Genomic DNA, 12825 nt, shown 5'->3' on the forward strand with positions numbered 1-12825 from the left:
CCGTCCCGCATACGGCGAGGCGGGCTGTACGCACTGATAAAAGAATAGAAGAAATGAATATCCATACTCTTACGGCCGAAGTCGGGACGAATCCGATGACGTTCGAAACTGGCAAGATTGCCAAACTCGCCGACGGCGCGGTCACGGTCCGCTGCGGTGATACGATCATCCTCGTCACCGCTGTTTCCGCCACCAAGGTGAAGGCCGGTCAGACCTGGTTCCCCCTTTCCGTGGAATACAAAGAAAAAGCCACCGCTGCCGGCGTATTCCCAGGCGGCTACTTCAAGCGCGAAGGTCGCCCTACCGAGAAAGAAATTCTCACCTGCCGCATGACGGACCGCCCACTGCGCCCGTTGTTCCCAAAAGGCTACTTCTACGAAACCCAAATCGTCGCCATCCTCCTCAGCGCGGACGGTGAAAACGATTCGGACATCCTCGCCATGAACGGCGCTTCCGCCGCTCTCTGCCTTTCCGACATCCCATTTGCTGGCCCAATCGGCGCCGTGCGCGTCGGCCGCATCGACGGTGAATTCGTGATCAACCCAACTCACGCCCAGCGCGAAGAAAGCGATCTCGATTTGATCTACGTCGGCAACAAGACCGATGTCATCATGATCGAAGGTCAGGCTGACGAACTTCCGGAAGAGGAATTCATCAAGGCACTTCATTTCGCCCAGGAAGCTGTGACCAAGTTGGTGGCCGTTCAGGAAGAAATGGCGAAACTCGCTGGCAAAGAGAAACGCTCGTTCGAGGCGGTTCTCGCCAAGGAAAACCTGCTCGAAATCGCTTACGAAATCGCAGGCGATCGCATCGAAGCCGCGATCTACGCGCCATCGAAAACCGAGCGTGCCAAGAAAGTCGGCGCCCTCCGCGACGAAGTTGAAGCTGCGATCAAGGAGCGCGCTCCTGAAGCAACCGAGTTCGACGTCGAGCAAGCCTTCGAATACCTGCAGAAGAAAGCATTCCGCATTTCCATCATGGAAAAAGGCGTGCGTGCCGACGGCCGCAGCATCGGTGACCTTCGCCCGCTGTTTGGCGAAGTCGGCACCCTGCCACGCGTCCACGGTTCCGCGATTTTCGCCCGTGGTGAAACCCAGGCGCTTGCGATCACGACCTTGGCTCCTGCCGATGAGAAGCAATACTTCGACAACTACGCCGGTGGCGAAAGCGAGAAGCGTTTCATCCTCCACTACAACTTCCCTCCATTCTCTGTCGGCGAATGCGGACGCATGGGTGGCATCAACCGCCGCGAAATCGGTCATGGATCGCTCGCAGAGCGCTCGATCGAGCCAGTGATTCCTGAAGAGTCCGACTTCCCATACGCGATCCGCGTTTCCTCGGAAGTGATGGAGTCGAACGGTTCCACCTCGATGGCCACCGTTTGCGCAGGCACCATGGCCTTGCTTGATGCAGGTGTTCCATTGATCCGCCCGGTCGGCGGTATCTCCGTGGGTCTCGTCACCGATTACAACGAAGACGGCACGCTGAAGGAGCACAAGATGCTGCTCGATATCATCGGTTCCGAAGACTTCTACGGTGACATGGACTTCAAGCTTTGCGGCACCGACGAAGGGGTCACTGGCTATCAGCTGGACCTCAAGCTGCCGGGCATCCCGCTCAGCATGCTGGAAGAAGCGATCCACATCGCCAAAGGCGGCCGCACCAAGGTCATCGCCAAGATGGCGGAATCGATCGTCGATCCGAAGGAGCTCAGCTCGCACGCACCACGCATCGTTTCCCTCAAGATCCCTGCGGATCGCATCGGCGAACTCATCGGACCTGGCGGCAAGAACATCAAGGGCATCCAGGCCGAGTCCGGCGCCGAGATCAACATCGAGGACGACGGCACCGTGCACATCTACGCTTCCAAGCAAGAAGGCCTCGAGCGTGCGAAGTCGATGATCGACCGCATGTTCCAGGAAATCGAAGTTGGCAAGACCTACACCGGTCGCGTGGTTTCGATCACTGCCTTCGGCGCGTTCATGGAAGTGCTTCCTGGCAAGGACGGTCTCATCCACGTTTCCGAGTTGGCCGAAGGCCGCACGGAGAAAGTCGAGGACGTCGTCAAGAAGGGCGAAATGGTGACCGCCAAGTGCCTGGGTGTTGACGAAAAAGGCCGCGTGAAAATGAGCCGCCGCGCTTACCTCCGCGATCAAAAAGCCGCCGAAGCTGAAGCCGCTGCTCCAGCCGAAGAAGCACCAGCTGCAGAAGCTCCTGCCGCTGAATAATTCGCAGGAGCGACTGAACGAAAGTTTGGTCCTCCTTGATTTCCCAAAGCCGACATCCATCGCGGGTGTCGGCTTTTTTGTTGGCGGAAAACCAGCTGCCTTGAGACAAAAAGAATCATGGCATCTCACCGGCAGCGATTCATCGACCTGGCGACTTCCAATAGCCCGGACTCATCTGAGTCGAAGATTCGCTCCGTCGAGTGGTTGGACCAGCAACTGCCGCAAGATGGAGTCGATTTCGCATCCGCAGTGCAGCGCTGGGAAATGCTCGATTCGCGGCCGAAAGCCCGCGCATGGCGGAAGTCGATTTACTGGCTGTTGCTGACGTTTGCTTTGCTAGCAGGTTTGCCGGTGGTTTGGATGATGCGCGAACCAGCAGCGTTGTATTCGTCGGTCGCTTCGTTGTATGGAAATATCGGTGGATTTTCTATTTTTTCGATAACCGACACTCCGATCTCGGTTTCGGATGAATTGAGTGATGAGGAAAAGCTACTGCTCGGGGACCAGTCAATTCCCCTGCTTGAGCAGAAAATGCAATTATGGAAAAGCGATCCGGGCAACCCGGCTTTTTATTCGGAGTATGCGGTCACTTACTTCACTGAGCAGGGCAAATTGCCACCGGATTACGATCAAATTGTGGCTCGAATTGATCCGGACAATGCTTGGTTCGATTATTTCGCAGCAGGTGCGGAGACTCCGGTTCGAGCCGTCGAGAAATCGTCGGAGCAATTTGGAAGTATGCAAAAACGCGGAGACCTGCCTGCGGTTGTTCCCCCCGATTGGGTGATAAATGATTCTGCAGCAATGGAGGCGGCCCTTAACAGGGTGCGGGTAGCTCGGGGGAAACCGCGCTTCCAAAGCTATCTGCAAGAGTTAACTCAGCAGCGAATTCCGCTTTTGAGCCAGGATACGCCGGTCAACTACGTGCGATCGTTGGCTTACATCATAGGTGAGCCTAGGGGAGATCTTGAATTGCGAAAACTAGGTAAGATTTTTGCAGCGAAAGCTTACACTTTGGGTGAGGCGAGTGATATCGAGGGACTGCGTGATCTCCGTCTCGATGCGATGGAGTTTTCCGAACACCTTGAAGAAAACGATGACCGCCGAATGTTTCCCCAGTTGGTAACCACAGTGACAGTTCCCACAGTGATGGAAGCCCTCCACAAAGCTGAGACAAAGCTCGGGATTGAGAAGGAGGATCCGCGAGTTGAATCCAAGGCTAAGGCTTACGAAACTCTAGAGCTGGAAAGGGAGCGGAGAAGCCTCCATGGGAGTGCGGCATCTCAGCAGGAACTGGTTGAAGAACGGGGTGGTGGATTGTTTGCGGTGTTGTATACTTCCGCGCCAGCCAATCGCTTGGCTAATCCTCCCCCAATTACGGAAGCGGACCTCAAACCGCTGCGGTTGATGGATCATGCGGCCTACTCCCAATTTCACACCGCCGATGCGTGGGCGATCATGGGGTTGTTATTGCTGTCCTTGGCACTTTATCGCTTTCGCGGTCATCGGGAGCTCAATGGAATCGCCCGGCGATTGGTCCAATTACTTCAATTAGGGGATTGGTGTTGGATTGTGTTCGGCGGCGTGGTCGCGCCGATATTTCTGACGATCGGCGTGATTTGGCTGACCCCGTTGGGTGGAACCGACTGGTCCGTGAATCATTCGAGGGGCTACGAAAATAATGCGCTGCCCACCTTCCAATATGCGGCGATGGTGCTTTGGCTGGTGATCCAGACATCGCTGATGATTCAATGGCGCATGCGACGGAGAGCTCCCTTTTTTCCCATATCCAAATGGAAACTCTGGGTCGCAATGGCAACAATCGGAGTCGTGGTCACAGCCTTGTTAGGAGCGAATCATTTTTGGACTGAAGAGGTTACGCCTGGGCTGTTGGTAATCGGTGCGTTCTGGGTGGTGACCAGCTGTGCACTGGCCTTGTTCTCGGCACCATTGGAAATGCCGCAGCGACTGGCTTTCGCCAAAATCATGCAATGGCCGGTAGTTATCGCGATGTTGATCTTTGCCGCAGCCTCAATCGGTTTTTATGAATATTATCTCCACTGGTTTGAGAAGGATGATTTTCAAAAGTTCAGGGCTGAGTTACCAAGCTCCATCCCTTACGAATATCGAGTCGGAGTCCAGATGAAGAAAGAGCGCGATGCGATGTTGGAGAGATTTTAGTTCCGAGATAATTGCATGCAAAAATCGCAAGAAATTCAGGATGGGGAGAGGCGGCGGCTGATCAATGCCGTTCTTGGTGAAATGCATCATGACGCCGAGCAGCGTTTGGCAGGGGAGGCGTGTCTTGAACTTGTGCTATCCCAAGATCCCCGAAGTGATTACTCTTCACCGGAAAAGTGGCTGCGTATGGTTGATCAGAAGCGGGCCAATCCATCATGGATGTGGATTGGTTGGGCATTAGTTCTACTGCTATCACTTGCCAGTGGATTTTTGGTGTATGGCAAGCGCTATCAGATTTTGGATCCATTTTGGATTTATTCCTATTCTGATAGTTCAAGTTTTTCCAAAATTGAAGATTCCGAGCTCTCCGTAAAAGAAAAACTAATACTCAACGGATTTTCAGTATCGGGTGCGAAAAAGCTCTGGGATCTGGAGCCGGAAAATGCAGCGTATTTCGCAAACTACTCACTTCGACTGTTCAAGGAAACCGGCGAATTGCCACCTGATTTTTTAAATACGGGAAGAAAAATAGATCCGGGTAATGCCTGGTATAACCTCGTGGAGGCAGCTTACCTATCCAAAGATGCTGTTTCCCAGGAGCCTGCGGGTTGTGTTGCGAATGTCTATAAGCCATATTTGGGGTATTTGCCGTCTTATAAGAGTAGTTATTTTTCGTATGATATTGGCCCCTGGGGGATTGATGATTTGTTATCATATAAGAATGGTTTGAGTCTTCTGGATGAGATTGAGAAATTGCCCCGGATTGAGAATTATCAAAACCAATACGCGGCTGAATTAAATCATGTATATCGATCTGAGAAAGGAATGCCAAAAGAGGTGCTAGGCTACATGATCCGAGTTAATGATCAGGATCATGCTCGTATGCTGGAAGGGGGGATTGATTTGCTTCGCGCTAAAGTTTGGGATATTGGTAAAAGTGGAAATCCATTAGAATTCGCCAAGTTCTGCAATCAGGACCTGTTGCTTTTGAGAAGGATGGTTGAGTGTTCGGATTCTGGTCTGATTGGGCAAATGGTGGAACGACGTTGGATCGAGATGTTGGTGTCGGAAACTGAGATGGTCGCAGAAAAATTGGAATTGGTTGATGCTTATCCATGGCTATCAGTGATGCAAATGAGATTGAAGGAGGATCACAATGTGATTGCTGATTGCTTGCCTGTTAGTCATGATTCGACTGGTACGGCGGCAGCGGAATATGCATCAAGGAAAGTTGCCAGTAATGTCTTTACTTTCTCCATGTGTGTTCCTAGGTTGGCTCCAGTTGATATATCTGAATTAAAAATTGCTCGATTGTCAGAAATCGCTTCCTTTGTGGTGATGTGTGTGATATGCTCTTGGGTTATTTTTGTGGTAAGCATTGGGGTAATCTCGATTTATCGATTTTCTGTAACCTGGTCCACTCACCGGTTGGGTGCGCGGGTTGTCAAACTTCTTACCATGGGAGACTGGTTATGGATTTTCGGGGTGGGTGTTTTAGCACCTGTCAGCGCTTTGAGTCTGATGCTGTTCCTGTGTTCAGAATTTTTGCACCAGCATCTTTTCGTTAGTGCTTATATCGACGTGCTAGGAATCAATTTTAGCATGTATTTAGTGGATTTTATCGTGTTTGTTCTGTTAGCGCTGTTTTTGCCCGTCCAAATATCAATTTGGCGTTTGTCGAGACGGGTCAAAGTATTTGGTTTTAAGACAGCGATGCCACTAGGATGGGCCTCCATGATAGCAGCTTTTTCGGCGTTGATTGCATTGGTGAGTCAGGCTCCGAATTGGCTATTCGTGAGTTTAGCGTTGATTGCCTTTTGTCTATTGATCTTAGGATTGATACGCCCCCTGCTTGGTTCAAAAGCGGATACCTTTCGCTGCCAAGTACTGGCCCGCGTTACGCTAACATCTTACGGTTTCATGTTGTTTAACTTGGCGATCTTCGCAATGGTGGCTTGTTTGCTTCAGCAGTACTGGTTTGAAAAAGATATTTTCAGTCAGATTTCTTCTGAGGAGCCAGCGATGTCACGCTACGAATTCCGGGTGGCGGAACAATTGAAACGGGATAATCTCAATGTGTTAGATTTGAGAAACTCTCAGTAAGTGAATCCTCCAAGAACGATTTTGACATATTTTTGCCCAAACGCCTTTTGGCGATTTGTAACAATCGAACCAGCGATGCTGCGTGAGCCTAACGAGCTCCGTCTTTTCGAGCGAATCTATCACGTGCCCGGGGAGGAGAACTTTACGAAAGGCTTTGTCCAAGGCTGTCTAACGGATCAAGCTGCCTGGGGAATCCAGGCAGCTGGGCTAATTCAGCATGCGGGCGTCTGCGATTAGAACGCAGCGCGGAAGGCGACTTCGTAGGTCATGGTTCGGACGTTACTTTCCCGGGTATCGAGATCGTCGTATGAAATCCCGCCCATGATTTTCAGTTTGTCGGGGCAAAAGTGGTAGTTCAGGCCGAAGTAGATGGAATTGAGCTGGTGGCCGCGACCGTTGTCATCATCGACGAGCAGGTCGTCATGGGCAGCGCGGAGGTAGCGGCTGGTGGTTTGCAATCCCTGAAGTTCGGAGGAGCTGCCATACTCATATCGGACGACTGCTTGGAGTTTATCCTCAATGATCCAATACCATGGCATCACGACGAAACCGGTGAAGTTTCCCTGGCGGCGTTCGATCAGATCCGGGGCGCTGCCATTGTCGCCGTAGACCGCTTCTGTGATGAACCCCCATTCCTTTTTATCATAGTGTGCAGATAGCGCGCCGGCCCAGCTGTAGCCGAGTGAATCATCCGCTCCGCTGCGATCGTTCTGGCTATAATCCAGCCGAAATGTCAGGTCATCATCTGGTTTCCATTCGAGGCTGGCGTAATAGAATTCACCATCGTTCCAGCCACCGAGGAAATCGGCGTCGTCTTCGCCGCTAAAAACACCGAGTGTCAGTTCCCAATCGGCTTTATCGAGTTCAAGCGTGACCCCGGTAGGTCGGCCTTCTTCTCCGCCGAGGCGGTCCGAAAGGGTTGACCTTTCAATCGTGTAGATTTCCTTGGAAGATTGATGGGCTTCCTCGCTCATCTTGAGTTTCATCCGACCGTATTTCAGTTTGATCCCGTCGAGGAATCCGTCGCCGAATGCTTTGCCAATATCGAATTCGAGAGAGGCTTCATCAAATCGATCGTAACCCCAACTGACGTCCTGATGTCCACCGTCCCGAAAGCGGTTATCATCGACCAGGTTGAGGTTGATTTCCGCAGTGAGGTATTTCAGAAACTCGGTTTTGGATTCGAGCCGGAATCTACGGTATTCATCGTAGGCATCATGGTAGTCCCTGCCATTGACATCGTTTCCATCGACATAGGCCGCTTGATATTGAAATCGGCCTCCGATCTCGAAGGAACTGATCCATGGATTTTTTTTGTTTTCGAAGAGAAGACCCGGATCGTGATCGAGCCACTTGCAGAGGTTGAAATCCTTATCTGGCTTGATGCCGGGCACCGGTCCAATTATCTCTGCCAACGCTTCTTTTGAATCCTTGGCAGGGTTTGTGTGCTTATGGGAAGAAGCTGGCTTTGGATTGTTTTTAGCCTTTTTCTTTTTTTTCTCAGATTTTTCAGACTTCGGCTCTGCATGTGTTTTTTCTGATGCAGCCGCGAGAGGTGGCACGATGAGTGCGGCGGCGAGCAATGCGATTGCTGCCGATGATGGGGCGATGGCTTTCATGCCTTGGGTTTTGATGAAGACTGAAAAATTCAGCCGTCGAGCTCATTGCCTGTAGGCGTGAGAACGACCCGGTTATTTCCGCAAACGAGGTGGAGGTCTTCCAAAAGTTTGGGAGTGCTGGCACCGATTTTCAGCTGCATGCCGTAGCGCAGCTCGGTCATCATGCCGGCTTGCGCGGATGAGACACTCATGAGCTGGACGCCATCCGTGAACTTCTCGAACACCGGCTTGAGCAGCTGCTCGAAGTCCATGTCGCTGGTCATGCGAAGGGTGAGCAGGTGTGAGGCACGCCGCGGTGCGAAAGCATTGATTTTCGAAAGGATGAAAATCGCTCCGCCTACCAGAACGGTGATCAGACAGGCCATTTCATAGAGCCTCGCACCGACGACCATGCCGATGGCCATGGCGAAGAATACGAATGCGAGATCCCGTGACTGACCGAGTGTGCGCCGGAAACGAATCACGGAAAATGCCGCAAACATCCCGAAGGCGATGGCACCGTTGTTCGAGACGACCATGATCAAGATCGTGGTGACGATGCCGATCATGATCAGCGTTTGCACATAGTCCTGCGAATAGCGGGTCCCCCGATATGTTTTGCGATAGATGGTGGCGATGATCAGGTTGAGCGTCAGGCTGATCAGCATCGCCATGGTGACTTCCAGCGGACTGTGGGCTAGTGTTGAAGTTTGGTCGCCGAAATTAAGGAGTTGTTCAAATGAGGCCATAAAGAAATGCAGACAGGTAGGGGGAACGGAGATGCGAAATGATCACGTGGGAGCGTGAAACAAAAGAAGCCGGATCGGGTAGGGGGGGCGTTAGATCAGTGAAAGGATCTTGGAGAAGTATTGCCGGATGGGGCTGACGGAGCTGCCGCGCGGCTGGCTGCGGGCATGGGCCGGAGCGTGATCGACGGTGGCGGTACTGGCCACCAGCTCGCTTTCTTCCAATAGCTGAGCGGTTCCTAATTCATGGGCAGTCACCTTAGACTCTGCGAGATTATCGGCTGTTTTCGTGAATTCATACAGCTCAAGAGCAGCTGCATACTTGCTGAATCCTCGGGGAACCAGGTTGAACTCGCCGATTAGGTTCCGAAACCAATAGGGGACCGGGCCAATGGTTTTGACTTCCATTAGAGATTCGCCCGGCTCGACCAGAGGGTGCTCGAAATCGCGATCATCCGGTTTCAGCGGCAATAGGCGAAAACGGCAGCTTGGCTCGATGTCGAAGGTAATGCGGATATTGCCCTCTGGACCGCTATCGAAGGCATACCGATGGTAGCGGATCTGAACCACGGGGCGGCTTTCACGATTATTGACCAGATCGTTGATTTCGGCCAATACCCGTTGCTCATTCGGGCAGGTTGAAGTTTCGAGAGCAGGCAGCTCTCCTTTCGAAAGGAGTTTGAGCTCATCAAGTTCGACTGGGACGCGGCGCTTCACGGTCATCCCGTCCAATTTGTGTTTCACCTCGATAAATGCGCTGGGAGGAATGGTGCCATCACTGCGCCCATAGACGCGGGTGCGGACACGACGGCGATTCGGAACTCCAAGCTGCTTTTGCCAATAGCTGGTCCGTTCATCCGTATCAAAGTATTCAGAAAGAACCGGATAGCCATCCTCCGCACCACGATCCGCCTGCATCACCTCGGCGACACGATCGCGAATGATTTGCCCCAAATGAGGAGGGAGAACAAATTTGAATTCTCTACGGTTCTGGTTTGCGTCCATGGATGGTTTTTTATAGAGTCAACTTTCGGAAAGTGACATTCCTGTGACAAAATCAATCCGTCGATGAAAAAATCGGTGCAAAATGCGACAGATGATCTACACCCTTTATTTTGTTAGGGTCTGAGGAAGAAGGAAAATCGTCCTAAATTGCATCAAGCGATTGAATTTTTCGAAATGGAGTGAGCAAAGGCGGAAAAACGCGGAGTGGAGGCGTATTTTTCGTGAGCTTTGTCTATTATCGCGATGACTGCCGCGAATGGACGAAGATTAGGAATTCTTAATAATTATCAGGGATTCCAGAGGCTGCGGAGTCTTCACGCGAACGCGTAATACCGGGTTTCGCGGAAAGTGATATCAATGAGGTGTCAGCGGAACTCCCCCCTTCGCCGACGTGACCTCCCCCCGGAAGTCGAACCCCCCACCCCCCCACTTCGACCATGCAATCTTTCAAAACCATCCTTCTTGGGCTTTTCAGCCTGGTGCTGCTTCAAGCGAGTGCCACCGCTGACACGGGAGCCAGAGTTTACTGCTGGGCACCCGGCATGAGCTCCACACAATTGCTGGACTCTTACGGCATGGGCACCGGCCATTGGTTGGGAAACTACGATGATTACATCATCTACGGCATTGCAGGTTCTTTGACATTGGGTGATCAAATGTCGAATGCTGCACCGGATGCCTCGGATCCAGAAAAGCGCTTCCGTTCTGGAAAAGCGGAATGGGGCAACATGGGTGGTTTGATTACTTCTTATTCCGCTGTCCGTCTCCGTGTCGATACCGAGAGCCGCGGGTTTTATCCTGAATTGCTTGAGTTGCACGGCGACCGCGCAGGAGTCACCACGGGGCCAGTTCGCCTTTATGGAGATACCTGGCACATGCAACGCGCCCAATACAACCAAATCAGCGTCAGCATCGGATTCCACCTCGCTGCGGAATACCAAAACAACGAGCCCTACGTGAACCGCAATCCTAATGGATTCTTCTACGTAGTGGCAGAGCGTCAGATTACCAGCACCGCTCCTACCGGCGCTCTCACCATTGCCAATCCACGGATTTACAAGGGAACCACCGCAGTGGTCGGCTATGAAATCAACCGCGGTTCGGTCGGTGAAACCCCTCCATTCACGGGTTACAGCACCAGTGACGAAGCGGTCACCGTCATGGCTGAATAATTTTTCAACTACCGGAATCTCATGAAAACCAGCACCTCGTTTCTTTCGGTCATTTTCATTGTCCTGTTCGCAGCTGCTTCGGCTTCCGCGCAGCCGACAGGAAAGCCGGGGCTCGGGGTGCAAGCGTTGTCCGATAGTCGGCAGAAAGCCGCGGTGAAACCGGTTTCGCGCCAAGCGGTGCTCCAGCGTTTGGCGAAGAATAATCCGAATGCCAAGCTTCCGGTCGAATCTCCCAAACCGGATTGGGATGCGACCAAGTTTCTTGATTTCATCAACTACGAAGGTGAGGTGACCTTGGTTCCAAAAGGCTCGATTCTCTTCGTGCCGGACCAACTTCAATCGAATGTCAGCTCTGCAGCAGCGGGCAAAACCATCCCTTGGGTTGAGTTTATCGGTAAATACCGCGCCGTCGTCGAGACCATGGAAGTGACGCCTGAGCAGGCATCCGGAGTCCAGCCAGTCGATACCAACGCCTTTTCCACCGCGATCAAAACCGGACGCGTGATCGTCGCTGTCATCCACGGTAATCCGGTGTCCGTTCAACAACCGGCAGCGGCTTCCGCTCAAAAGTAATTTTCCAATTTCCCCCAACCCCATGAAAACCATCCTTGCCGGCGCGCTATTTGCAGCGGTCTCCATGCACCCACTTTTCGCAGATGAGGATTTCATCCTGCAGGAAGCGGTTATCGACGGAAATACCGTCACCTACAAAATTCCGGTGAGTGGCGATGAGGGAGAAGTCGTTTCCCAACCCGTGGATGCTGATTCGTCCATCTTCCGCTTGATCACCGTTTACACGGATGGCGATGGGCAAGTGCAGACGCTTCAACTTGACACGAAAACCGTTGGAACCTTTGTGCCAAGTGCTTCGATTACGCTTTCTTCGAAAGATCCTTACGGCACGCCTCGGACACGGTTCGATCAACCGTATGGGGTGAAAGTTACGGTTTCGAATCTTTCCACCAACGCTGCCGATCCGATTGAGGCGCGCGAAGTGAAAGTATACCGCAGCTACAAACTCTACGATCCTACGACATTTGCGGCTTATCCGGATGATGCAGGCAAGACGTATTCAGAATCATTCACATTCACCGCAGATGGAAGTTACAATCTGAGTGATGGCACCGAAGGCGGCGGGATGTCGCCACGGCTGGATGCATTGGAAAATCCTGATTCCTACATGATGGGTGAGGAAACCTATACGGTGGTCGCCTCGGGAACCGACAAAGTGCTCGCCAGCGCCACCATGATCATCTGGCCACTCGCCACAGCGGAAATCATCGGAGTCGATCAAACACAGACCTACACCCAGGTTCCTACCGAGACTTCGGTGAAGTATCACAACCTTTACCCGGGCTCCCAAGCTTATGTTCAGGTCCGCATCGGTGACGAAGACAAAATTATCAACGCTTCTGCCCTGTCCTACAGTTCAGCTGTTAAAGAACCCCAGACTCAACAACTCCCGCTGACCGAGCTGGATCAGCTGGTCACGGAGGACGGTGTCTACATTTTGAAAGCCTTTACCATCACGCCGTTTAATGAGGGGGCGCCGGAGCAATTATCGATTGTCGACCTGACGGTTAAGAATGCCGATGGCACTGAAGATCCTGCGAATCCGACAGAGGACCCGGAAGAGGAAGTGCCTGTGACCATCAAGCGCACGATCAAGGTCAATGGCGGTCTTAGCACGATGGAATAACGATTTTTTCATGGATTGAGTAAGCGGGCGACCGTGAGCATTTTGCTCCGGTCGCCTTTTTACATCTGGCCATCCGAGTGGAATGAAAAAAGC

9 protein-coding genes are annotated in these 12825 nt (G+C 52.3%); 6 read left to right on the top strand and 3 right to left on the bottom strand.

Translation table 11 applies throughout. The annotated features are described in order from the left end of the window. Positions 1 to 53: 53 nt before the first annotated feature. The 3 genes from JIN85_RS09595 (at position 54) to JIN85_RS09605 (ending at position 6512) form a co-directional block, all read left to right on the top strand. Positions 54 to 2228: a polyribonucleotide nucleotidyltransferase gene (locus tag JIN85_RS09595; RefSeq protein ID WP_200270045.1), complete on the top strand. Its 2175-nt coding sequence runs from the start codon at positions 54 to 56 to the stop codon at positions 2226 to 2228. A 117-nt stretch (positions 2229 to 2345) separates the two neighbouring features. After that, entirely contained in the window at positions 2346 to 4409 is a 2064-nt protein-coding gene (locus tag JIN85_RS09600) for a hypothetical protein (RefSeq protein ID WP_200270046.1), read from the top strand. 15 nt (positions 4410 to 4424) lie between these two features. After that, positions 4425 to 6512, top strand: coding sequence for an acyltransferase (locus JIN85_RS09605; protein WP_200270048.1), 2088 nt, complete (start codon positions 4425 to 4427; stop codon positions 6510 to 6512). A 233-nt stretch (positions 6513 to 6745) separates the two neighbouring features. On the opposite strand, the gene JIN85_RS09610 is transcribed toward JIN85_RS09605, so the two are convergent. The 3 genes from JIN85_RS09610 to JIN85_RS09620 all read right to left on the bottom strand — a co-directional run bounded on the left by JIN85_RS09610 (position 6746) and on the right by JIN85_RS09620 (position 9861). After that, positions 6746 to 8131: a porin gene (locus tag JIN85_RS09610; RefSeq protein WP_200270050.1), complete on the bottom strand. Its 1386-nt coding sequence runs from the start codon at positions 8129 to 8131 to the stop codon at positions 6746 to 6748. Between the two features lie 29 nt (positions 8132 to 8160). Next, positions 8161 to 8859: a DUF4956 domain-containing protein gene (locus tag JIN85_RS09615; RefSeq protein WP_200270052.1), complete on the bottom strand. Its 699-nt coding sequence runs from the start codon at positions 8857 to 8859 to the stop codon at positions 8161 to 8163. Positions 8860 to 8949: 90 nt separating this feature from the next. Further along, positions 8950 to 9861, bottom strand: coding sequence for a polyphosphate polymerase domain-containing protein (locus tag JIN85_RS09620; protein ID WP_200270055.1), 912 nt, complete (start codon positions 9859 to 9861; stop codon positions 8950 to 8952). A gap of 437 nt (positions 9862 to 10298) precedes the next feature. Here JIN85_RS09620 and JIN85_RS09625 point away from each other — a divergent pair, with 437 nt between their 5' ends. The 3 genes from JIN85_RS09625 to JIN85_RS09635 are packed head-to-tail and all read left to right on the top strand — an operon-like array spanning position 10299 to position 12732. Further along, complete coding sequence (locus JIN85_RS09625; protein WP_200270057.1) at positions 10299 to 11033, top strand: hypothetical protein; 735 nt, start codon at positions 10299 to 10301, stop codon at positions 11031 to 11033. 21 nt (positions 11034 to 11054) lie between these two features. Further along, positions 11055 to 11606, top strand: coding sequence for a hypothetical protein (locus JIN85_RS09630; protein WP_200270059.1), 552 nt, complete (start codon positions 11055 to 11057; stop codon positions 11604 to 11606). Between the two features lie 22 nt (positions 11607 to 11628). Further along, positions 11629 to 12732, top strand: coding sequence for a hypothetical protein (locus tag JIN85_RS09635; RefSeq protein ID WP_200270062.1), 1104 nt, complete (start codon positions 11629 to 11631; stop codon positions 12730 to 12732). Positions 12733 to 12825 lie beyond the last annotated feature (93 nt).

Source organism: Luteolibacter pohnpeiensis (assembly GCF_016595435.1).
Lineage (GTDB): Bacteria > Verrucomicrobiota > Verrucomicrobiia > Verrucomicrobiales > Akkermansiaceae > Luteolibacter > Luteolibacter pohnpeiensis.